The sequence below is a fragment of the Pseudomonas sp. RA_15y_Pfl1_P11 genome (assembly GCF_963970975.1).
Classification (GTDB): Bacteria; Pseudomonadota; Gammaproteobacteria; order Pseudomonadales; family Pseudomonadaceae; genus Aquipseudomonas; species Aquipseudomonas tritici.
The window spans coordinates 283,691-305,109 of the sequence record NZ_CAXAOY010000001.1 but is presented as its reverse complement, the minus strand read 5'-3'; the positions used below and the strand labels follow the sequence as shown (position 1 = coordinate 305,109).

Below are 21,419 nucleotides of genomic sequence, written 5' to 3'. Positions count from 1 at the left end.
GTCAGCCCATTACTTCACTCAAAGGAATGAAATTGACCGGGTCGCCAATCGTCAACGTGGTGCCTTCCAACACCTCCACAAACCCTTGCGCCCACGCCGCACTGCGCAGCACGCCCGAGCTCTGGTTACGGTAGATGATTGCCTTGCCCTGCTCGATGCGTCCGCGCAGGTATTCGCGACGGTTGCCCGGTTTGGGCCAGGTGAACCCCACCGGCACTTCAAAGCGCAGCGGCTCCACATCCGCCACACCTTGGCGGCGCAGCAAATAAGGGCGCGCCAGCAGTGCGAAAGTCACCAACGTCGAGGCCGGGTTACCCGGCAAGCCGATCACCGGCACGCCTCGGAAGTGGCCGAAGGTCAGCGGCTTGCCTGGCTTGATCGCGAGTTTCCACAGCGCCAGCTCACCCTCTTCACGCAGGGCAATGCCGAGGAAATCCGCCTCGCCTACCGACACACCGCCGGTCGACAGGATCAGGTCGACATTGCCCAAATCGGCCAGGCGAGTGCGGGTCCGGTCTAGATCATCGGGCAGGATGCCAGCGTCGATCACTTCGCACCCCATGCGCGCCAGCCATGAGCAGAGCACGCGCCGGTTGCTGTTGTAGATCTGCCCCGGCCCGAGCGGCAAGCCCGGCTCGATCAATTCATCGCCGGTGGACAACACCGCCACGCGCGGTCGGCGTACGACTTCCAGGCAATCACGGCCGAGGGAAGCGGCCAGGCCCAGTTCAATCGGGCCCAGGCGCGTGCCGGCCGTTAACACAAGCTCGCCTACGGTGGTTTCCTGGCCTTGGGGGCGGATGTTCTGATCGATGTGCAGGGCTTCGGTGAAGCTCACGCGCTCGTCGGCGTGGACCACAGCGTTCTCTTGCATTTCCACACAGTCAGCACCTTCGGGAACCGGCGCGCCGGTGAAGATCCGCGCGCAAGTACCGGTGGCCAGGGGCTGTGGCGCCTGACCGGCGAAGATGCGCTGGCTCACGACCAACGGTTCCCCGGTCCAGTCCGCCAAGCGCACGGCGTAACCGTCCATGGCGCTGTTCGGCCAAGGTGGCAGATCGAGCGTAGAGATCAGGTCTTGGGCCAATACACGGCCATCGCAGTCAGCCAGGGGCAGCGTTTCCTGCTCGCGGATCGGCGCGGCTTCGGCCATCGCCAGCAGTTGTTGCAATGCCTCTTCCACCGGCATCAGAGCGCCGGTCTTGCCAGGCTTACCCACGGGATTCACAAGGCTCGGCCTGCTTCAGGTGCGGCACGAAGTTGCACGGGCGATGACGGTTGTCCAACTGCTCGGCGAGGATGCCATCCCAACCGGTACGCACCGCATTGGTGGAACCCGGCAGGCAGCACACCAGGGTGCCATTGGCCAAGCCTGCCAATGCGCGGGACTGCACGGTAGAAGTGCCGATATCAGCCACGGAAATCTGGCGGAACAGTTCGCCAAATCCGTCGACCTGTTTATCGAGCAGGCAACTGACGGCCTCAGGCGTGCTGTCACGGCCGGTGAAGCCGGTGCCGCCGGTGATCAACACCACTTGCACCACGTCTTCGGCGATCCAGTGGGCGACTTGGGCGCGGATTTTGTAAAGGTCGTCCTTAAGCAGCACGCGCTCGGCCAGCTGATGGCCAGCGGCGGTGAGACGGTCGACGAAGACCTGGCCCGAGGTGTCGGTGTCCAGGGTGCGGGTGTCACTGACGGTCAATACAGCGATATTCAGGGGTACGAAGGGCGCATCTGCCTTGGCGTTCATGGCACGGTCCGGTTGTCGAAGGAACAGCCCGATGTTATATCACAGCCCCCCCTTTTGCTGCCGCTGCGGAACCGCCATGCCTATCGACTCATCCCCCCTGCCATGTTCGGTCCTGCTGCTATCCGGTGGGCGCGGGCAGCGCATGGGCGGCCAGGACAAAGGCCTGTTGGATTGGCGCGGCCAGCCCTTGATCGCGCATCTACAGAGCCTGGTTCGACCGCTCACGGATGACCTGATCATCTCGTGCAACCGCAACCCGCAACACTACGCCGCCTATGCCGACCAACTGGTGAATGACGACAGCCCGGACTTTCCCGGTCCGCTCGCCGGTATCCGTGCGGGACTCGCCGCCGCGCGCCACGCACACCTGCTGATATTGCCGTGCGATGTACCGCATATTGACGCGCGATTGCTCGCCGACCTGCGGCAGACAGCGCGGCACAACCCGCTGCTGCCGGTGATGGTGCGCCATGGTGAATTCTGGGAACCCTTGATCTGCATCATCCCTACCCACCTGCAAACCGAGGTAGAAGAGGCATGGCGTGCGGGTGAACGCAGCCCACGCAAGATCTTCCTGCAACTGGGTGGCGTGGGACTGGAGTGCCCGGCGGATGACCCGCGACTGGCCAACCTTAATACGCCCGAGCTGTTACAGACGCGGCCGGGCATGTCAGAATGAACCTCGCATCAGGAACTTTGTCGGCGCCGCACGCGTCACAAGGTCAGCAATTAAAAAGTATTCTCTCGGAGACAATCTCATGACTCAACGGACCATCGCCGCTCTCATGCTTGCACTGGGCCTCGCCACCCTCGCCGGTTGCGCTTCGCCGACAGTGATCACCCTGAATGACGGTCGCGAAATCCAGGCCGTCGACACCCCGAAATACAATGACGATTCGGGTTTCTACGAATTCGAACAACTTGACGGCAAGCGCACCCGCATCAACAAAGATCAGGTTCGCACCGTTAAAGACCTGTAAGTCTTACCGTTTGCTACAAGGCCCGCCTCGCGCGGGCCTTGTCGTTTCCGAGGGGTTACCAGTCGAGGGTGATCTGGCTGCGAAAGCGGCGCTCTGCGCCTGTGACCGGGTCGATAAAACGCACGCCCTGTGCCAGCAGCTTGAGTGGGTTGGCGTAGTCGTCCACCGCGTCCTTGATCACGTCCGGGTAGAACGGGTCGTTACAGATACTCGCGCCAAGCGCCGTCATATGCACGCGCAGCTGGTGCTTCTTGCCGGTCACGGGAAACAGGCCGTAGCGCCATAGATCGCCATTCTTTTCGCGCACTTCCATAGCCGTTTCAGTGTTGGCGGCGCCGGGCCCCTCCTGCATACGAAAGAACGGTTCGCCATCGACCAGACGGCTTTTATGCACCCTGGGGAACGTCAGGTCAGGCAAAGCCGGTGCGATGGCCTCGTAGAATTTATCGATCTTGCGCGTGGGAAACAGTTGTTGATACGCGGAGCGGCTGGCCGGGTTGACCGAGAACAGCACCAACCCCGCTGTATGTCGATCGATGCGATGCAAGGGCACCAGCGACGGGTTGTCGAGGCGGCGAATCAGGCGCCGCAGCAGGGTTTGCTCGACATATTCACCGGCCGGGGTCACGGGCAGGAAATGGGGTTTGTCTGCCACCACCAGGTGCTCGTCGGCATACAGGATGGTTTCCTGTACGGGGATGATTTTCTCGTTGGGCACTTCGCGGAAGTAATAGATGCACAGGCCTTCCTTGTAGGCCAGGTCCTGGCTGATCGGGCTGCCGTTGATATCCAATACACGGCCGCGGGCGATGCGGTCCAGCCAATGTTCACGGCTGATCGCCGGGAAGTGTTCGCAGAGGCAATCGAGCACCGTCGCCCAAGGGCCCGGTGGCAAGTACAACGTACTGGCTTGATGCTCGGAGGCGATAAAAACAGAAGTGGACATGCAGATGCTCAAGCCTTGGGAAAACCGGCAGGCATTATCCCGCATTGCGCGGGATTGAGCCTAGGGCGAATCTCAGGCCTTGGCCAACGTTGCCCGCAGAACCTTCGAGGCACTGGCGGCGTCGGTGAATTCCTTGAGCCAGCGCAGCACGTCCACCGCTTCCCAGCGGCCCGGGTCGTACAACGCGTACAACAAGCCCTGGTAACCCACCACATCCAGCTGCTTGTGATAACCGGCGCGCTGGAACAGCGCCTCGATCTCGGCGAAGCAAGTATTGAAATGCACTTTATTAAACGGCGTCTTGCCTTCCGTGACCAGGCCGTCAAGGCGCAGCTCGTTCACCGCGTCGCGCACGACGTCGGCGGACATGCGATTGACGCTGCTTTTCAGTTGTTCAACATTCACCACGGGCGTTCCCTCTATTCAATCGCTGTACAAACATACAGTAACGTAATAATCGGAAACCTGCCATCGCATAACACTCAGCGAAGGAAGGCGACAACCTGTTGTGCGTCGAATGGCCAATCCAGTTCCGCCCCGGTGTCTACCCGGCGAAGCACCGGGATCCGCAGGCCGTAGGCTTCGGTCAGGTCTTCGGGGTCGGTGATATCCACCAGTTCCACCAGCAACCCGTGTTCGACGAGCGGCATGATTATGGCTTCGGCGATTTCACAAAGATGGCAACCCAGGGTGCCGAATAACTGGCATTCAGGAAGCATGGCAATGGACCTGGTCAGAAAACAGGCCACCATTCTAAGCCCGGTTACGGCCTCTCGCCCACCTTCACTAAAACCCTGACCCAGGTCACCATGGCGTATAACTGATTCGGCGATTCTGGCGGTTTTTTGCCTACCCCCTAGCAACGGAGATGCGTGTGTTTGCCAACCTGCTGATCATTTTGGCCTCATCCCTGGTGGTGATTGCGCTGTTTCGCCGGTTGCGATTGCCGCCTGTGCTGGGCTACCTGTGCGTCGGCCTGGCCGTGGGGCCCACCGCGCTGGACTGGGTGAATGACAGTGAGGACCTGCCCGACCTCGCCGAACTCGGTGTGGTGTTCCTGCTGTTCTCCCTGGGCCTGGAGTTTTCCCTGACCAGGATGCTCGCCCTGCGCCGCGTGGTGTTTGGCCTGGGCAGTTTGCAGGTGCTGGGTTGCGCAGTACTGCTGGGCGGATTATTGATGGCCTTTGGTGTGGCGCCGGGGATCGCCCTGTTGCTGGGGGCTGGGCTGGCGTTGTCATCCACGGCGATCGTCAGCAAGGAGCTGACCAGCCTTGGTGAAATCTTCAGCAGCCACGGCCAGAACGCGATTGGCGTGTTGCTGTTTCAGGACGTAGTGGCGGTGTTGCTGCTGACCCTGGTGCCGGTATTTGCCGGCACCGGCGAGCAAGCCTGGTACCTGGCGCTGCCGCTGACACTCGGCAAAACCGTGTTCTTATTTGTCGGCCTGCTGCTCGCCAGCCGTTGGCTGTTGCCGCGTTTGTTCCGCGAGGTCGCCGCGTCCCATTCGGCGGAGCTGTTTGTGCTGCTGGCGCTGGTGATTGTGTTGCTGACCGCCTGGCTCACTCACCTGCTTGGGCTCTCCCCTGCGCTGGGTGCGTTCCTCGCCGGCATGCTGTTAGGGGAAAGCCACTACCGCCATCAGATCGAGGCGGATATACGCCCGTTTCGCGACATCCTGCTGGGGCTGTTTTTCGTCAGCATCGGCATGCTTATTGACCTGCAACTGTTCGTCAGCCATAGCCTGCTGATCCTCGGCCTGACCCTGGCACTGATGGTGGTCAAAGGCTGTGTGGTCGCCGCGCTGGTCAAGCTGCGTGGCAGCGACAGTGAAACTGCCTGGCGCAGTGGCCTGGCCCTGGCCCAGGGTGGCGAGTTCTGTTTTGCGTTGATGGCACAGATGCAGCAAAGCCGTCTGATCCCGGATGAATTCAACGGCCTGCTGCTCGCTGCCACGTTCTGTTCGATGTTGCTGACGCCGCTGCTCTTGCGCGCCGCACCACGCATTGCCCTGCGCCTGCACCGCAAGCCCAACCAGCAAGTGCAGTTGGAGGAAATCACCGCGCTGAACGCCGAATTGCGCGGGCACGCGGTGATTTGCGGGTATGGGCGTGTTGGCCAATCCATCGGACGTTTCCTTCGCAATGAGCAACAGGCCTTTATCGCCCTGGATGACGACCCGGAACGGGTCCAGGAAGCCAACACCGAAGACAGCAGCGTGCATTACGGCGATTGCCGGCGTGGCGCCCTGCTCAGTGCAGTCGGCCTGGAGCGTGCACGGTTGGTGGTGATTGCGGTGGACAACAGCGACGTTGCCTTGGTGGTGTTGAAAGAAGCGCGCCGAATCAACCCCGACGTGCCGATCCTGGTGCGCACCCGCGATGACAGCCAACTGGCTGAACTGAAAGCCGCGGGCGCCAATGAAGTGGTGCCCGAGCTGTTGGAGTCGAGCCTGATGCTCGCCTCCCATGCCTTGATCCTGTTAGGCCTGCCGGACCAACAGGTACAGGCGCGTGTCGATGAAGTGCGGCAGAACCGCTATCACCTGCTGCACGGTTTCTACTCGCACCCGAACAACGCAGAAGAGGCGCCGATCAATCCTGACTGACCGCGCCGATCTTGTGGATCGACAGGTCCGCACCGTAGTACTCTTCTTCCTGGCTCAGGCGCAGTCCGGTCACGCGCTTGATCACGCCGTACACCAACAGGCCGCCGGCCAGCGCCACCAGCACACCGAGGGTGGTGCCGATCAACTGGCTGATCAGGCTGACACCCCCCAGTCCACCGAGGGCGGTCTGGCCGAAAATGCCACAAGCGATGCCGCCCCATACGCCGCAGAGGCCGTGCAACGGCCACACACCCAGCACGTCGTCGATCTTCCAGCGATCCTGGGCCGCGATGAAGAACCACACGAACACACCACCGGCGACTGCCCCCGTGACCAGCGCGCCCACCGGGTGCATCAGGTCGGAGCCCGCGCAGATCGCCACCAGCCCGGCCAATGGACCGTTATGCAGGAAGCCTGGGTCATTGCGCCCGATGATCAGGGCCGCAACGGTGCCGCCGACCATGGCCATCAGCGAATTGACTGCCACCAGGCCACTGACGTCGTTGAGGGTTTGCGCGCTCATCACGTTGAAGCCAAACCAACCGACGATCAAAATCCACGAGCCCAACGCCAGGAACGGAATGCTCGACGGCGCGAACGCTACCAGGCGCCCGTCCCGGTAGCGCCCATTGCGCGGGCCAAGCAACAACACCGCCGCCAGCGCCAGCCATCCGCCCATGGCGTGCACCACCACGGAACCGGCAAAGTCGTGGAAGCTGGCGCCAAAGGTCGCGAGCAGCCATGCCTGCAGGCCGAAATTGCCGTTCCACACCATGCCTTCGAAAAACGGGTAGATAAACGCCACGATCAACGCCGTTGCGCAGAGCTGCGGAGCAAACCGCGCACGCTCGGCGATACCGCCGGAAATAATCGCCGGGATCGCCGCCGCGAAGGTCAGCAGGAAAAAGAACTTCACCAACCCATAACCATGATCGGCACTGATCACAGCGGCCGGTTGCATGAAGCTCACACCGTAGGAGATCCAATAGCCTATAAAGAAATAGGCCAACGTGGAAATGGCGAAGTCGCTGAGGATCTTCGACAAGGCGTTGACTTGGTTTTTCTGGCGCACGGTGCCCACTTCCAGGAACGCGAAGCCGGCGTGCATGGCCAGCACCATGACCGCACCGATCAGGATAAACAGGGTATTGGAACTATGGACGAGGGTGTCCACTGCACTTTGCACATTTTCCATGAACGTTGGCAGACCTGTAATAAAGGCAAAAAGCACCAAAGCGGTTCAAGCCAGAGTTGCGCGCACTAAATTGGCACCACCGCCCCCACCCCTCGACAGAGGATGTGAACCGCTTTAGCGCAGCGATCGACACAACAGGCCGTTGCCGACAGGGTTTTTCCGAGGGATTGAGTTATTTAGGGTAAGGTTTTTCAAGGCATTGCCTAAGGCCGCCCGGATTCAGCGCAAGCCCCGGGGCCTGCGCACCAACGCAAAGCAAAAGCTGTACCAGACAATTGCACTGAACCTTCACCGATGCCGGTGACTCGAAACAAATACGTATCGAACCGACGTACAGATCAGCCAATCACGGAGATAACCATGGCCAGAAGAACTGCAAAGACTGCTCAAGAAATATTGATGGCGGATTTTCAAACCTTGGTGACTGACACCGAACGGTTGCTGGATGACACCAAGGTGCTTGCGGGTGACCAGGCCGATGAGCTGCGCGCGAAGATTCATGACACGCTGCTGCAGGCCCGCGAAACCCTGAAACAGACCGAAGACTCCTTGCGCGAACGTGGCCAGGCGGCCGTCACCGCCACTGAAGATTACGTGCAGGCCAACCCTTGGCAGTCGGTAGGCATTGCCGCTGGCGTGGGTTTTCTGATCGGCCTGTTGGCCACAAGGCGCTAATCATGTCTATCGGCGAAACTGGCTCGTCCACGGGCACTACCTCAAGACGTTTGGGCGCGGCCGTGTTGGGCTTGCTGCACAGCCACGTCGAATTGTTTGGCATTGAATTGCAGGAACAGAAGGCCCGCACTGTCAGCCTGCTGCTATTTGCAGGCCTGGCGCTGGTGTTTGCGCTGCTGTTGCTGGTGGGGCTGTCGACCTTGGTGATGATCCTGGTGTGGGACACCGGCTACCGCCTGACCGGGATCATCTGCCTGTGCGTGTTCTACACGCTGGCCGCAGTGTTCTGCGGGGTGCGCTTGAAAGCGGCGGTGTTCGATGAGTCCACACCGTTCCACGCCACCCTCGAAGAGCTGGCCAATGATCGGGAGCGCCTGCTGCCATGACTCAACTACCCACAAACACCTCACGGCGGGAAATGCGCAAGGCGTTGATTCGCCTGCGCATGGAAATGCATCGCCAGGAGATTCGGCACGAATCCCAGCAATTGATGTCGCCCTTGAACAAGGTGCGCAACCTGGGCCAGAACGTTCAGGACGGCCTGGGCATCAAGCACGCGCCGCTGTGGGGCGTCGCCGCCGTGACGCTGATGGGCTTCTTTACCGGCAAGGGCGCCAAGGGCGGCGGTATCGGCAGCCTGACGCGCATGGTGCGCCTGGGCGCCGGCTTGATCCCGCTGATCAAACTGGCCATGCAGGGTTCATCGCGCAAAGGTTGAGCCTCGCTGGCTGCATTCTTGCTAACAGAATCGGCCCGGCCCTCGTTTTCGAGGGCCGGGCCTTTTTTTCGCCACCTCGCTTAAGGAGGCCCCGTGATCGACGGGCAACCGCTCGCCTGCTTCCAGCCGTTTATCGACACCGCCACCGGCCGCATCGCCGGCGTTGAGGCCCTGGGCCGTCTGCGCCAGGCTGACGGCCGCTTGCAGTCCGTGGGCCCGCTGTTCGCCGACCCACGCACGCCGGGCGTGACCTTGCGCCGTCTCGACCGGCAGATCCGTGACAATGCACTGAGCCGCTTGCACGAAGCCCCCGAAGATTGGTTCCTGAGCTTGAACATCTCGCCGCGCTGGATCAATCGCCTGCGCCCGGGCCAAGCCTTGCCGAGCCTGAAGCAGATCCACAGCCATGGCGTCGACCCGCGACGCATCGTGTTCGAGATCACCGAACTGGGCGGCGACATCCAGCGCCTGGCCGACGTGGTGGTGCGTTATCGCGAGGCCGGCGCGCGCATTGCCATCGATGACTTTGGCGCCGGCTATTCGCAGCTCGACCGGGTGCTGGCATTGCAGCCGGATATTCTCAAGCTGGACATGCGCCTGTTCCAGGCCGCCGCCCGCGGCGGCCCGAGCAGCGAAGTGGTCAGGGCATTGGCGCAAATGGCGGAGAAGACCGGCTGCTGGATCATCGCCGAAGGCGTGGAAACCGAAGCGCAGTTAAGCTTCGCCCTGGAGTGTGGTTCTCGCTATGTGCAGGGCTATCTGTTCGCCCAGGCGCAGCTGGACTGGTTCGCCGCCGACGCCTTCGTCTCGCGCTTCGCCCAATTGCGCACAGCGTATGTCCAACAAAAGCTCGCAGAGCGTGGGCGCATCATGCAATTGCGCCAGCGATTGGCCGAGCTGATGAACATCCTGCAAACCTGGGCGCAGGCCCAGGCGCCGCTGAGCCAGTTGCCGCAACTGCCGGCCTTTCCCTGGCTGCTGCGCTTCTACCAGTGCGACCGGCATGGCACGCAACTGACCCCCAACTTTGAATGGCGCCAGGATGCCTGGCAGGCCGACAGTCGCTACCTGGGCCACAACTGGTCGTGGCGCCCGTACTTCTATCACCTGCTGGCCGAGGGCTGGGAGGAGCGGCGCCTGACTCTGTCTTCGACCTACCGCGACGCGACCACCAATCAGTATTGCCTCACTGCCGGACAATTCTTCGATAACGGTCAGCGCTTGCTGTTAATCGATATCGACGCCGCCGGGCTGTAGATTTTCGCTTGCCCAGGCCGCGCTGAACCGGGAAGCTGGGAGGGTCATTCACCGTACGGAGAGTACCCGCCTTGGATTGGCCCACCCTGCTGACTCGCGAACGTCTTGGCAAACTGCTGCACAGCCCGGAAGAACTGGGGCGTAGCCCGTTTCACAAAGACCACGACCGTATTATCTTCTCCGGCGCCTTTCGCCGCCTGGGCCGCAAGACCCAGGTACACCCGGTCTCCAGCAACGACCACATCCATACACGCCTGACCCACTCCCTGGAAGTGAGCTGTGTGGGCCGCTCCCTCGGCATGCGCGTCGGAGAAACCCTGCGCAGCGCCCTGCCCGACTGGTGCGACCCGAGCGACCTGGGCATGGTGGTGCAATCGGCCTGCCTGGCCCACGACATCGGCAACCCGCCATTCGGGCATTCCGGCGAAGACGCCATCCGCCACTGGTTCCAGCAGGCCGCAGGGCGCGGCTGGCTGGACGACATGAGCAGCGCCGAACGCAATGACTTCCTCAACTTCGAAGGCAACGCGCAGGGCTTTCGTGTGCTCACCCAACTGGAATACCACCAGTTCGACGGCGGCACGCGGCTGACCTACGCGACCCTGGGCACGTACCTGAAATACCCCTGGACCGCCCGGCACGCGGATTCGCTGGGCTACAAGAAACACAAGTTCGGGTGCTACCAGAGCGAGCTGCCGATCCTCGAGCAGATCGCCCACAAGCTGGGCCTGCCGCAACTCGAGGATCAGCGCTGGGCCCGGCATCCGCTGGTGTATCTGATGGAGGCGGCGGACGACATTTGCTACGCCTTGATCGACTTGGAAGACGGCCTGGAAATGGAGTTGCTGGAGTACACCGAAGTCGAGTCGCTGCTGCTGGACCTGGTGGGCGATGACCTGCCACAGACCTATCGCCAACTCGGCGCCCAGGACTCCCGTCGACGCAAGTTGGCGATCCTGCGTGGCAAGGCCATCGAGCATTTGACCAACGCGGCGGCACGGGCCTTCGTCGAACAACAAGACGCTTTGTTGGCCGGCACCCTGCACGGGGATCTGGTGGAGCACATGCACGGCCCGGCCAAACGCTGCGTCTTGGATGCCAAAGACATGGCGCGCAAGAAGATCTTTCAGGACAAGCGCAAGACCCTGCATGAAATCGGCGCCTACACCACTTTGGAGATTCTCCTGAACGCCTTCTGCGGTGCCGCGCTTGAGCAACATGGCGGGCGCACGCCGTCGTTCAAGAACCGGCGCATTCTCGACTTGCTCGGCAACAACGCGCCCAACCCCGAGTGGCCGTTGCACGCGTCTTTCCTGCGCATGATCGACTTTATCGCGGGCATGACCGACAGCTATGCCACCGAGATGGCGCGGGAAATGACAGGACGCTCCAGCCCTCAATAACGAGCACGATCACGTCGCCTGTTTCCTGAAAGGAATCTACCTACAAAGGGAACAGAGCGGCCTGATCGAATTCGCACAACCGCCCGATGAATAATCACGCACGCTCCCGGCGACCCTGGCGATCTGTTCCTACGCGCCCCCATCGACGCTTAACTCACCGCGTGGCCCCCCAATGCCCAATTACCCACTTCGTATCCTGCTGGTGGAGGATCATCCTTTCCAACTTCTCGCCACCCAATGCCTGCTCAGAAGCTTCGGTTTCGCACGGCTGACGCCAGCCGAAAACGCCGAGCAGGCAATCTGTTTGATGTCACGGGCCGAGGAGCCTTTCGACATCATCCTCTGTGACCAATGCTTGCCTGACCTGCCCGGCCTCGAACTGATTGAAATCGCTAGCCGCCGACGCTTTACCACGACCGCCATCCTGCTGAGCGGATTGCCCGTGGCGGAACTCGCCAGCCTGATATCCCAAGCGGCGGAGCGTGGCCTGCCACTGCTCGGCTATTTATCAAAACCGCTGAACAAGCATGAACTTGCGCACTTGCTGTGCCCTTTACTCAAGTTACAGATGTAGGAACTAAACATCATGGACTGCCGAAAATTGTCGACACCGCACCCGTTAAATCCATGACAGCAGCATTTAGTTCACTCACTTCCACAGCACTGACATATCGCTTCACAACGCCTTAGCAGCCGGTAGGCATTTACCTTTTCTAATGTAGGAATTTTCTTGTTTTATATCCAGTTCCCCCTCGGCTTATGCTCCTCCCTCCTCTTCTGAGCTAATGTGCCCGCTTTATTTGCACTTGCATGGAATGTGATCATGAACTCAGTTTTTATTATTGATGACCACCCAGTTATACGGCTTGCCATCCGAATGTTACTGGAACACGAAGGTTACAAAGTGGTGGGTGAAACGGATAACGGCTGCGACGCCATACAAATGGTCCGAGAATGCCTGCCTGACCTGATTATCCTGGACATCAGCATTCCCAAGCTGGATGGGCTGGAAGTGCTCTGCCGCTTCAACGCGATGAACACGTCAATGAAGACCCTGATCCTGACAGCCCAGTCCCCCACCCTGTTCGCCACACGCTGCATGCGCTCGGGCGCCGATGGTTACGTGTGCAAGGAAGGCGATTTGAGTGAGTTGCTCAGCGCCATTCGCGCGGTGTTATCCGGCTACAACTATTTCCCGAGCCAGGCACTGAACAGCAATGGTGTAGACGGCGGGGACTCCCAGGAACTCGAATTGTTCAAGGCCGTCAATGACCGCGAACTCATGGTCTTGCAACTTTTTGCACAAGGCCGCACCAACAAGGAAATCGCCAAAGGTATGTTTCTGAGTAACAAAACTGTAAGCACTTATAAAAAGCGGCTAATGCAGAAACTTCAAGCCAAATCCTTGGTAGCACTTATCGAGATGGCAAAACGAAACGCGCTAGTGTGAGAAAGCGGATGCCCAGGCGTATAAAGGACTACCTGATTACATTGAGTGCCGGCTTGTGCTTCAGCACCGTCGTGCTCGCGAACCACCCAGCGGGTCCGGAACATTTCACCTTGTTGAGTCGTGCAGGCTCGGTTCAACTGGAAACCCACCTGAACAAGGCCCAACGCCAATGGCTGGAAAACAAGCGCGAGTTGGTGCTGGGCACCGCGTTTCCTGATTATCCACCCTTCGACCTCACGTCCAGCGGCCGCGACTACGAGGGACTCACCGCCGATTACGCCGGCCTGCTGGCCAAGGCACTGGCCCTGCCGATGACAGTCTTGCGCTACCCCTCCCGAGAAGCCGCGATCCGCGCCCTTGAAACGGGGGAAATCGACTTACTGGGATCGTCCAACGGCTTTGAGGCGGCAAACCCGAATCTCATGCTGTCTGAACCCTATGCAGTGGACCAGCCGGTACTGGTCACCCGTGAAGGCGAGACCCGCAGCCTGAAGGATGGGCTGGCCGGGATGCGCTTGGCTTTGGTCTACCACTACCTGCCACTGGGCGAAGTAGAAAAGCTTTACCCGCAGGCGAACATCCGCGTCTACCCCTCTTATCAAAATGCCTTGAATGCGGTGGCATTCGACCAAGCGGACGTGTTTCTCGGCGATACCATTTCCACCCATTACATGATCAACAAGGGCTACCTGAAGAATATTCGCATGGCCAATTTCGGCAAGCACGAGGCCTATGGGTTCAGCTTTGCCATCCCCCAGCAGCAGCGCACCTTCTTAAGTATCGTCGATGCGGTAATGACAGCCGTGCCTACCGCTGAACGCGAAACGATCGCCAAGCGCTGGAGCGCCGGCAGCGACATCCTGCTGACCGATGAGAAGCTGCAACTGACTCAACGTGAGGAGCGTTGGTTGAAGGACCACCCGGTGGTCAAAGTGGCGGTGAACGAAACCTTCGCTCCGTTGACGTTCTTCGATGCCGACGGCAATTTTCGTGGCATTACCGCCGATCTGCTGGAGTTGGTTCGCCTGCGCACCGGACTGCGTTTCGACATTCAGCGCGGGCGTGACGTGAATGCGATGATCGAACAGGTGACCACCGGCAAGGTCGATATCATCGGCGCAATCGTGCCCAGCGCTGAACGAGAAGCGCAATTGAACTTCAGCCGACCTTACCTGGAAAACTCCTACGTACTGCTGACACGTAAAGAGCCCGATGCGCCCTTGAGCCTCGAGCAGATGGCCGGCAAGCGCCTGGCGATCACCCCGGGCAACCCTCTGGAATCCGTCCTGCGCCGCGACTTTCCACAGATCCAACTGGTACAAGCCAGCGATACGTTCAAGGCCTCCGAAATGCTGGCCCAAGGGCATGTGGAAGGTGCGGTGAACCCTTTAGTGGTCGCCAACTATTTCCTGTCGTCCCAGGTGTTCCAGGACAAACTGCAGATCAGCACCACTATCGGCACGTTTCCAGCCACCTTTGCCCTGGCCACAGCGCGCAGTGCCAACGAACTCAGTTCGATTCTCGACAAGGCCTTGCTAAGCATCGCCCCGGATGAACTGGGGGTCAACAGTCGCTGGCGAGGCTACACCTCCGCCTCCGATAGCTACTGGCGCAACTATCATCAACTGATCGCACGCATCATCATCGGTACCGGCCTTTTGCTGTTGGTTTCCCTGTGCTGGAACGCCTACATGCGTCGCCAGATCAACCACCGCAAGATGGCCGAACGCGCGCTCAGTGACCAGTTCGAGTTCATGCGCGCGCTGGTCAATGAAACCCCGCATCCGATCTACGTGCGTGACCGTAAAGGCCTGCTGCAGACCTGCAATGACAGCTACCTGCAGGTCTTCGGCGTCAAGCGCGAGGATGTGATCGGCAAAAGCGCCATCCAGATGAGCGAGGCCCTTGAAACCGACGCGGCTCAATATCACGCCGATTACCAGCGGGTGATGGCCGAAGGTAACCCGCTGATCCTTGATCGCACCCTGTATATCCGCGGAAAAAAACTGACGATCTACCACTGGATCCTGCCATACCGCGACTCTACCGCAGAGGTGCAGGGCATCATTGGTGGCTGGATTGACATCAGCGAGCGGCGCCAATTGTTCGACGAAATCCGTGCCGCCAAAGAGCGCGCCGACGAAGCCAACCGGGCCAAGAGCACATTCCTCGCCACCATGAGCCATGAAATCCGCACACCGATGAACGCGGTGATCGGGATGCTCGAACTGACCCTCAAGCGCGCCGACCAAGGCCACCTTGATCGCCCGGCGATCGAAGTGGCGTACAACTCGGCCAAAGACCTGCTGGAACTGATCGGCGATATACTCGACATCGCGCGCATTGAATCCGGCCGTCTCAGCCTGGCGCCGGAGCGCGTGAACCTACGAGAGGTAATCGAGTCGGTGGTGCGTGTGTTCGACGGCCTGGCCCGCCAGAAAACCCTCAGTTTGTCCCTTGAGTTCAAACCCAACCTGGATGACACCGAAGTCTTGATCGACCCGCTTCGGTTCAAGCAGGTGCTGTCGAACCTGGTCAGCAACGCGATTAAGTTCACTGAGCGCGGCCAGGTCAAAATCAAGGTAGAGGTACTGCCCACCGCACTGGCGCAGCAGGTCGAGATGAAACTGGTGGTCGAGGATACCGGCATAGGTATCAGCAGGGATGACCAGTTACGCCTTTTCGAACCCTTTGCCCAGGCCGACAATTCCGGGCTGCTCGCCAGGAGCGGTGCAGGCCTTGGGCTGGTGATCTGCCGCAGCCTGTGTGAAATGATGGGCGGGCAACTGAGCCTGAGCAGCGTGCCCATGGTGGGCACTCAGGTGCATATAAGCCTGAACATGACGCGCCTGCAGCCGGAGCAAGCAACGGTCGAACAAAAACCCGAAGCGCCTGCGACCGCGCCAGTACTCAATGTGCTGGTAGTGGACGATCATCCCGCCAACCGCTTGCTGATGTGCCAGCAACTGGGTTACCTGGGACACCAGTTCACCGCCGCCCAAAACGGCGCCACCGGTTTCCAGGCCTGGCGTCAGGAACGCTTCGACCTGGTCATCGCGGACTGCAACATGCCCATCATGAATGGCTACGAGCTGAGCCGCTCGATCCGCGAGTACGAACAGCGTGAGCAACTCGCGCCGTGCGTGGTGCTGGGTTTTACCGCTAATGCCCAGCCTGAAGAGAAGCACCGCTGCGCCGAAGCCGGTATGAACGATTGCCTGTTCAAACCGATCAGCCTGAGGGCATTGGAGCGCCAACTGGCCAAGATTGCCCCCCAACCCAGCGACCTGCACCTCGACCTCGGGAACTTCGAGGCCCTGACCGGCGGCGATCCACAGTTGAGCTGGCGTTTGCTGGAGGAGCTGTTGAGCAGCAGTCAACATGATCGTCAGGAACTGGCTGCGCTGATAAGTGCACATGCCCCGCTCCAGGAAATCATCGAGCAGGCTCACAAAATCAAAGGTGCTGCCCGCATTGTTCAGGCGACCCCCTTGGCCAGGCAGTGCGAGACTCTTGAACAAGCTTGTGCTAGCGGAGACGACTGGACGCTGGTTGAAGCCTGTGCGAAATCCTTGGAAAAGCTCATGCTGGAACTGGAGAGGCTACTGCAAATGCAGCTTCAAGAACTCGATGCCAGCAAGGGGCGGTTGCCGCCCCTTACGTGATCAGCAGTCGGTCAAACGCAGGAAAATCGCGGCCAGTTGTTCAATACCCGCCTGGTCCTGAGGGGTAAAACGCGCCAACGAAGGGCTATCGAGGTCAAGGACGCCGATCAATTTGCCGTCCTTGACCAGGGGTACCACCAGCTCGCTGTTCGATGCGCTGTCACAGGCGATATGCCCTGGGAACGCATGCACATCCTCCACCCGCTGGGTCTGCCGCGTCGTCGCCGCCGCACCGCACACCCCGCGGCCGAACGGTATGCGCACACAGGCGATCTGGCCCTGGAACGGTCCGAGCACAAGCTCTTCGTTACGATTAAGGTAGAAGCCGGCCCAGTTCAAATCGTCCAGCTGGTTGAACAGGAAGGCAGAAAACTGCGCACTGTTGGCGATGAAATCTCGCTCATCGGCCAGCAACGACTCCAGTTGCGCGCAGAGCATGGCATAGCCATCAAGGCCAGTACCGGCGCTTTGTAAATCAATCATGGTTGACGTTCCAGTAATTTGAGACCGACCCAGTAACGAGCGAATTGGTACGCGCAACGACCGTTGCGGTTGCCGCGTCCGGTAGCCCAGCGTACTGCAAGAATGTCTAGCGCTTCATCGCGCTGCCACTGCAAACCGGCCTTGCTCGCCAGTTCGCCGATCCAGTGCTCCACGACATCCAGGAAGTGTTCCTGGGTAAATGGGTAAAACGAAAGCCACAAACCAAAACGGTCGGACAAGGCGATCTTGTCTTCCACCGCTTCGCTTGGGTGCAACTCACCATCCACGCGTTTCCAGTTGTCATTGTCGCTCTGGTTTTCCGGCACCAAGTGACGGCGGTTGGAAGTGGCGTACAGCAGCACGTTTTCCGGGGCCTGTTCGAGGGAGCCGTCGAGCACGCTTTTCAGCACACGGTAATCGCCTTCGCCTGCCTCGAATGACAGGTCGTCGCAGAACAGGATAAAACGCTGCGGCAGCTTGAGCAGTTGCTCGACCACACGCGGCAGGTCGGCCAGATGGTCGCGTTCGATCTCGATCAGGCGCAAACCGGCCTTGGCGTGCTGCGCCAGCAAGGCGCGCACCATTGACGATTTACCCGTGCCACGCGAGCCCCATAGCAGCGCATGATTGGCGGGCAGGCCATCGATGAATTGTTGGGTGTTGCGCGCCAGCGTTTCACGTTGCTTGTCGACACCGATCAGGTCCGACAGGCGCATGTCCAGGCTCACGTCCAACGGCAACAGGAAACCACTGCGGCCTTCGCGCTGCCAGCGGGCAGCCAGGCACTGGTTCCAATCGATGGTTTGGCGTGGTGCGGGCAATAAGGGTTCGAGGCGGGCGAGCACTGCATCGGCCCGCTCAAGAAAGGCGCTCAATCGAGAATCCACAATTATTCCTCTGGCAAGTTCTTGCAAAAGATGGCGTATTGGCAACCCTGCGGCAGACCGCACGAGGCTGCGTAAAAAAACGATTCATGCCGGGTAAGCCAGAGCCTGTGGATGTTCAGCTATGCTTGCCGGGCGAAGGGAAACGTAAAGTGGTTCAACACTCGATGGATATCAAGTTCGCCCACCGCTTGTCTTATAAACAAGCCAGATTGACTGTGCTGGTCGGTTTCGTGTTGGGAACCTTACTGAGCCTGATCCAAATCGGCATTGATTATGCCAGCGAAGACGCATCCATCAACCGTGAAATTCGCTCGCTGATCGAAATCAGCCACAACCCCGCGTCACGCATCGCCTACAACATCGACGCCGAATTGGCCCAGGAACTGACCCTGGGCCTGCTGCACTCCCCCGCCATCATCCATGCCCAGTTGATCGACAATAATGGCGTGGTACTGGCCGATGTCGACCGGCCGCGTAAAGAAAGCACCTACCGCCCCCTCAGCGACTTTCTGTTTGGTGCCAACCGCCAGTTTGAAGATCAGCTGTTCCTGAACCCTATGCCCAACGAGTCCCTCGGCGTGCTACGTCTGGACGTGGACACTTATGTCTTTGGCAGCCGTTTCCTGCGCCGTGCCGAGATCACCCTGCTCAACGGGTTTGCCCGCAGCCTGCTGCTGACCGGCATCCTGCTGGGTCTGTTCTACGTCATGTTGACCCAGCCACTGGTGCGCATTATTCGCGAGCTGAGCAACCGCAGACAGGCACGCCTGGATTGCCCGCCGGGCCATGAACACGACGAAATCGGCGTACTGGTGAACGTTGCCAACCACCAGTTCGAAAGCATGGAGACGGAGATCCAGCAACGCCGCCAGGCGGAAGATCGACTGACCGAATACCTGGGGCAATTGGAGGACATCGTCTCCGCGCGCACCCTGGAGCTCAAGGCCAGCAACCAGCGGCTGAGCCAGTCCAACGACGAATTGGAAGCGGCGAAGATGCATGCATTGGGCATGGCGCAGGCCCGTGCGGCGTTCCTGGCTAACATGAGCCATGAAATTCGCACCCCGCTCAACGGCCTGCTGGGGATGATCGCACTGTCGCTGGACAGCCCGCTCAACGCCGAACAGCGTCAGCAACTGTCTATCGCCCATGACTCGGGCAAAGTGCTGGTGGAGTTGCTCAACGATATCCTTGACCTGTCCAAGTTCGATGCTGGCCAGTTGGAGCTGGAACGCATCCCCTTCGACCTCGGCTCGCTGGTGGAGGACACCGCTAACCTGCTGTCACAAAACGCGGCGCCGAGTGTGGAACTGACCTGCCTGATCGACCCGCAGTTTCCCGCCCAGGTGCTGGGCGACCCGACCCGTGTGCGGCAAATCGTCAGTAACCTGCTGTCCAACGCCTTGAAATTCACGCGCTTCGGCCGGGTCGATGTGCGCCTCAGCGCGCTGGATGGCCGAGTGCGTATCGAGGTCTGTGATACCGGCATCGGCATTGCGCAGGAAGCCCAGGTAAAGATTTTCCAACCGTTCACCCAGGCCGGAGCCGGTATCACCCGCCAGTTTGGCGGCACGGGTCTCGGCTTGGCGTTGACGCACAACCTGTGCGAAGCGATGAAAGGCCGACTGAGCATCAGTTCGGAGGTCGGCTTCGGCAGCCAGTTCTGCGCCGACCTGCCGTTGCCGATCCATTTGCCCGCGGTTCAACAGTTGCCGCTCAAGGGTGAGGTGATCGCCATTACCAGTGCCGGCAGCGGCCTGACGGAACTGCTGACCACCCTCCTGCCCCACTGGGGGCTGACACCCCACTGCTACCCGCGTGATGAGGATTTAAGCGGGCAAACGCCGGACTTGCTGATCACCGACTGCCCCGAATGCCTGTTCCGCCTGCGGCCTTCCATCACCGCGCCGATCCTGCTGGTGACCGCCTATGGCAATTTCATGCCCAGCGAAGAAGTTGCGGCACTGGCGCCGTTGCAGCAACAGGCGCGCCCGCTGAGCCGCAATGCGCTGTATCAGATACTGGAACGTAACTTGCGCAGCGATCACCCACTCATCCTTGATCCCATCCAGATGGAAGCCGTGCCCCTGGCACGCCGGGCGCGCATCCTGCTGGTGGAGGACAACGCGGTCAATCAACTGGTCGCCAAAGGCATGCTCAGCAAACTGGGGTGCGAGGTGATCGTGGCCGCCCACGGTGGAGAGGCGCTCAAGTTTCTTGAAGAACAACACTTCGACATGGTGTTGATGGACTGCAATATGCCGGTAATGGACGGTTACGAAGCCAGCCGGCAGATTCGTCGCAGCGGCCGCTGGCCGGACCTGCCGATCGTCGCGTTGACCGCCAACGCCCTGTCCGAAGAGCGCGAGCGTTGCCGGGCCGCGGGCATGAATGACTACCTGGCCAAGCCGTTTCGGCGCGAGGAACTCAGCGGTTTGCTGGACTTGTGGGTGCCGAAGACGACAAGTCTCTGACCTGCAGCAGCAACTGGTCCAAGCCGTCGCGCAAGGCATCGGCCTGGTTCAGGTCGATGCCGCTGTCGCACAGCAGCCGGGTCTTGAGCGCATGGGTCTGGACGCGCAACTGCACACCGCTTTCGCTGAGGCTCAGGTGCACTTCCCGCTCATCCTTGGCGCTGCGCTGGCGCTTGACCCACGTAAGGTGTTCAAGGCGCTTGAGCAACGGCGTCAGCGTGCCCGAATCCAGCATCAAGCGCTCGCCCAACGCCTTGACCGTGGGTTGCGCGGGGGCTGTGTCGTGCCACTCCCACAACACCAGCATCACCAGGTATTGCGGGTAGGTCAGGCCCAGTTGATCCAGCATCGGCTTGTAGGCGCGGATCACCGCCCTGGACGCGGCATAGAGCTTGAAACACAGCTGGTTATCGAGGGCCAGGGATACGCTCATTTGAGCAGGGCTTCGATCTCTTGAGTCAGGTCCTGAGGCTTGGTGGTCGGGGCAAACCGCTTGACTACCTGGCCTTCACGACCGATGAGGAACTTGGTGAAGTTCCACTTGATGCCTTTGGAGCCGAGCAGGCCCGGCGCCTGTTGTTTCAGTTGCACGAACAGCGGGTGGGCATCGCTGCCGTTCACGTCGATTTTCTTGAACAGCGGGAAGCTGACGCCGAAATTCAGCTCGCAGAATTCGGAGATCGCCCCTTCGTTACCCGGTTCCTGCTTGCCGAACTGGTTGCAAGGGAAACCCAATACCACCAGCCCCTGGTCCTTGTACTGCTGCCAGAGTTGCTCCAGGCCGTTGTACTGCGGGGTGAAGCCACACTTGCTGGCGGTGTTCACCACCAGGATGGCCTTGCCGGAAAAATCGGCCAAGGTCTTTTGCTCACCTTTGATGGTGGTGCAAGGGATGCTCAGCAGGTTGTCATTCATGGCAGTGCCTTGATA

22 protein-coding genes are annotated in these 21,419 nt (G+C 60.2%); 12 read left to right on the top strand and 10 right to left on the bottom strand.

Translation table 11 applies throughout. The annotated features are described in order from the left end of the window. Position 1 precedes the first annotated feature (1 nt). Positions 2-1,228, bottom strand: a complete 1,227-nt coding sequence (locus AACY44_RS01440) for a molybdopterin molybdotransferase MoeA (protein ID WP_339529674.1) — start codon at positions 1,226-1,228, stop codon at positions 2-4. Continuing rightward, the gene (moaB, locus tag AACY44_RS01435) at positions 1,212-1,751 is read right to left on the bottom strand and encodes a molybdenum cofactor biosynthesis protein B (protein ID WP_339414724.1); all 540 of its coding nucleotides are present in this window, start codon (positions 1,749-1,751) and stop codon (positions 1,212-1,214) included. Before moaB ends, AACY44_RS01440 begins: the two co-directional genes overlap by 17 nt. Before the next feature lie 76 nt (positions 1,752-1,827). Here moaB and mobA point away from each other — a divergent pair, with 76 nt between their 5' ends. Next, positions 1,828-2,430, top strand: coding sequence for a molybdenum cofactor guanylyltransferase MobA (gene mobA, locus AACY44_RS01430; RefSeq protein ID WP_339414725.1), 603 nt, complete (start codon positions 1,828-1,830; stop codon positions 2,428-2,430). Positions 2,431-2,509: 79 nt separating this feature from the next. After that, positions 2,510-2,731, top strand: a complete 222-nt coding sequence (locus tag AACY44_RS01425; protein WP_339414726.1) for a YgdI/YgdR family lipoprotein — start codon at positions 2,510-2,512, stop codon at positions 2,729-2,731. A gap of 55 nt (positions 2,732-2,786) precedes the next feature. On the opposite strand, the gene AACY44_RS01420 is transcribed toward AACY44_RS01425, so the two are convergent. From AACY44_RS01420 to AACY44_RS01410, 3 genes are all read right to left on the bottom strand, one after another. Continuing rightward, positions 2,787-3,677 (bottom strand): pseudouridine synthase, encoded by an 891-nt coding sequence (locus AACY44_RS01420; protein WP_339436661.1) that lies wholly within the window; start codon positions 3,675-3,677, stop codon positions 2,787-2,789. Between the two features lie 72 nt (positions 3,678-3,749). Then, entirely contained in the window at positions 3,750-4,085 is a 336-nt protein-coding gene (locus AACY44_RS01415; RefSeq protein ID WP_339414728.1) for a transcriptional regulator, read from the bottom strand. Between the two features lie 74 nt (positions 4,086-4,159). Then, complete coding sequence (locus tag AACY44_RS01410) at positions 4,160-4,396, bottom strand: glutaredoxin family protein (protein ID WP_339414729.1); 237 nt, start codon at positions 4,394-4,396, stop codon at positions 4,160-4,162. A gap of 149 nt (positions 4,397-4,545) precedes the next feature. Here AACY44_RS01410 and AACY44_RS01405 point away from each other — a divergent pair, with 149 nt between their 5' ends. Further along, positions 4,546-6,282 carry a cation:proton antiporter gene (locus AACY44_RS01405; RefSeq protein ID WP_339438609.1) on the top strand — a complete coding sequence of 579 codons (1,737 nt, stop codon included), beginning with the start codon at positions 4,546-4,548 and terminating at the stop codon, positions 6,280-6,282. On the opposite strand, the gene AACY44_RS01400 is transcribed toward AACY44_RS01405, so the two are convergent. Beyond that, on the bottom strand, positions 6,269-7,477 hold the full coding sequence (locus AACY44_RS01400; RefSeq protein ID WP_339414732.1) for an ammonium transporter: 1,209 nt from the start codon (positions 7,475-7,477) through the stop codon (positions 6,269-6,271). The genes AACY44_RS01405 and AACY44_RS01400 overlap by 14 nt on opposite strands. Before the next feature lie 360 nt (positions 7,478-7,837). Here AACY44_RS01400 and AACY44_RS01395 point away from each other — a divergent pair, with 360 nt between their 5' ends. The 8 genes from AACY44_RS01395 (at position 7,838) to AACY44_RS01360 (ending at position 16,645) form a co-directional block, all read left to right on the top strand. After that, positions 7,838-8,152 carry a DUF883 family protein gene (locus tag AACY44_RS01395; RefSeq protein ID WP_012723021.1) on the top strand — a complete coding sequence of 105 codons (315 nt, stop codon included), beginning with the start codon at positions 7,838-7,840 and terminating at the stop codon, positions 8,150-8,152. A gap of 2 nt (positions 8,153-8,154) precedes the next feature. Next, complete coding sequence (locus tag AACY44_RS01390; RefSeq protein ID WP_339414733.1) at positions 8,155-8,538, top strand: phage holin family protein; 384 nt, start codon at positions 8,155-8,157, stop codon at positions 8,536-8,538. Then, complete coding sequence (locus tag AACY44_RS01385) at positions 8,535-8,870, top strand: hypothetical protein (protein WP_339436660.1); 336 nt, start codon at positions 8,535-8,537, stop codon at positions 8,868-8,870. The genes AACY44_RS01390 and AACY44_RS01385 overlap by 4 nt, the downstream gene beginning before the upstream one ends. 93 nt (positions 8,871-8,963) lie before the next feature. After that, on the top strand, positions 8,964-10,127 hold the full coding sequence (locus AACY44_RS01380; protein ID WP_339414735.1) for an EAL domain-containing protein: 1,164 nt from the start codon (positions 8,964-8,966) through the stop codon (positions 10,125-10,127). Positions 10,128-10,198: 71 nt separating this feature from the next. Continuing rightward, a complete protein-coding gene (locus tag AACY44_RS01375) occupies positions 10,199-11,530 on the top strand; it encodes a deoxyguanosinetriphosphate triphosphohydrolase (RefSeq protein WP_339427788.1) in 1,332 nt (443 codons plus the stop codon). Positions 11,531-11,702: 172 nt separating this feature from the next. Then, entirely contained in the window at positions 11,703-12,104 is a 402-nt protein-coding gene (locus tag AACY44_RS01370) for a response regulator (protein WP_339414737.1), read from the top strand. Positions 12,105-12,353: 249 nt separating this feature from the next. After that, entirely contained in the window at positions 12,354-12,980 is a 627-nt protein-coding gene (locus tag AACY44_RS01365) for a response regulator transcription factor (RefSeq protein WP_339414738.1), read from the top strand. A gap of 8 nt (positions 12,981-12,988) precedes the next feature. Continuing rightward, positions 12,989-16,645 carry a transporter substrate-binding domain-containing protein gene (locus AACY44_RS01360; protein ID WP_339427787.1) on the top strand — a complete coding sequence of 1,219 codons (3,657 nt, stop codon included), beginning with the start codon at positions 12,989-12,991 and terminating at the stop codon, positions 16,643-16,645. Here the strand turns inward: AACY44_RS01360 and AACY44_RS01355 are convergent, their stop codons facing one another. Both AACY44_RS01355 and AACY44_RS01350 read right to left on the bottom strand, forming a co-directional pair. After that, positions 16,646-17,128: a GAF domain-containing protein gene (locus AACY44_RS01355; protein WP_339414751.1), complete on the bottom strand. Its 483-nt coding sequence runs from the start codon at positions 17,126-17,128 to the stop codon at positions 16,646-16,648. Continuing rightward, positions 17,125-18,015 (bottom strand): ATP-binding protein, encoded by an 891-nt coding sequence (locus AACY44_RS01350; protein ID WP_049709281.1) that lies wholly within the window; start codon positions 18,013-18,015, stop codon positions 17,125-17,127. The genes AACY44_RS01355 and AACY44_RS01350 overlap by 4 nt, the downstream gene beginning before the upstream one ends. A gap of 164 nt (positions 18,016-18,179) precedes the next feature. On the opposite strand from AACY44_RS01350, the gene AACY44_RS01345 reads away from it, so the two are divergent. Then, complete coding sequence (locus tag AACY44_RS01345) at positions 18,180-20,489, top strand: hybrid sensor histidine kinase/response regulator (RefSeq protein ID WP_339415039.1); 2,310 nt, start codon at positions 18,180-18,182, stop codon at positions 20,487-20,489. On the opposite strand, the gene AACY44_RS01340 is transcribed toward AACY44_RS01345, so the two are convergent. Together AACY44_RS01340 and AACY44_RS01335 are read right to left on the bottom strand one after the other, a co-directional pair. Continuing rightward, positions 20,443-20,922, bottom strand: a complete 480-nt coding sequence (locus AACY44_RS01340; RefSeq protein ID WP_339414753.1) for a MarR family winged helix-turn-helix transcriptional regulator — start codon at positions 20,920-20,922, stop codon at positions 20,443-20,445. The two genes, AACY44_RS01345 and AACY44_RS01340, sit on opposite strands and share 47 nt — an antisense overlap. After that, positions 20,919-21,404, bottom strand: a complete 486-nt coding sequence (locus AACY44_RS01335; protein WP_339414754.1) for a glutathione peroxidase — start codon at positions 21,402-21,404, stop codon at positions 20,919-20,921. The genes AACY44_RS01340 and AACY44_RS01335 overlap by 4 nt, the downstream gene beginning before the upstream one ends. Positions 21,405-21,419: the final 15 nt, after the last annotated feature.

Bases quoted from the DNA above. Each gene is read 5' to 3' on its own strand.
- AACY44_RS01370 (WP_339414737.1), top strand. From the start codon at position 11,703: ATGCCCAATTACCCACTTCGTATCCTGCTGGTGGAGGATCATCCTTTC.
- AACY44_RS01425 (WP_339414726.1), top strand. From the start codon at position 2,510: ATGACTCAACGGACCATCGCCGCTCTCATGCTTGCACTGGGCCTCGCC.
- AACY44_RS01390 (WP_339414733.1), top strand. From the start codon at position 8,155: ATGTCTATCGGCGAAACTGGCTCGTCCACGGGCACTACCTCAAGACGT.
- AACY44_RS01360 (WP_339427787.1), top strand. From the start codon at position 12,989: ATGCCCAGGCGTATAAAGGACTACCTGATTACATTGAGTGCCGGCTTG.
- AACY44_RS01340 (WP_339414753.1), bottom strand. From the start codon at position 20,922: ATGAGCGTATCCCTGGCCCTCGATAACCAGCTGTGTTTCAAGCTCTAT.
- AACY44_RS01365 (WP_339414738.1), top strand. From the start codon at position 12,354: ATGAACTCAGTTTTTATTATTGATGACCACCCAGTTATACGGCTTGCC.
- AACY44_RS01345 (WP_339415039.1), top strand. From the start codon at position 18,180: ATGGATATCAAGTTCGCCCACCGCTTGTCTTATAAACAAGCCAGATTG.
- moaB (WP_339414724.1), bottom strand. From the start codon at position 1,751: ATGAACGCCAAGGCAGATGCGCCCTTCGTACCCCTGAATATCGCTGTA.
- AACY44_RS01395 (WP_012723021.1), top strand. From the start codon at position 7,838: ATGGCCAGAAGAACTGCAAAGACTGCTCAAGAAATATTGATGGCGGAT.
- AACY44_RS01335 (WP_339414754.1), bottom strand. From the start codon at position 21,404: ATGAATGACAACCTGCTGAGCATCCCTTGCACCACCATCAAAGGTGAG.
- AACY44_RS01385 (WP_339436660.1), top strand. From the start codon at position 8,535: ATGACTCAACTACCCACAAACACCTCACGGCGGGAAATGCGCAAGGCG.
- mobA (WP_339414725.1), top strand. From the start codon at position 1,828: ATGCCTATCGACTCATCCCCCCTGCCATGTTCGGTCCTGCTGCTATCC.
- AACY44_RS01355 (WP_339414751.1), bottom strand. From the start codon at position 17,128: ATGATTGATTTACAAAGCGCCGGTACTGGCCTTGATGGCTATGCCATG.
- AACY44_RS01410 (WP_339414729.1), bottom strand. From the start codon at position 4,396: ATGCTTCCTGAATGCCAGTTATTCGGCACCCTGGGTTGCCATCTTTGT.
- AACY44_RS01400 (WP_339414732.1), bottom strand. From the start codon at position 7,477: ATGGAAAATGTGCAAAGTGCAGTGGACACCCTCGTCCATAGTTCCAAT.
- AACY44_RS01420 (WP_339436661.1), bottom strand. From the start codon at position 3,677: ATGTCCACTTCTGTTTTTATCGCCTCCGAGCATCAAGCCAGTACGTTG.
- AACY44_RS01405 (WP_339438609.1), top strand. From the start codon at position 4,546: ATGCGTGTGTTTGCCAACCTGCTGATCATTTTGGCCTCATCCCTGGTG.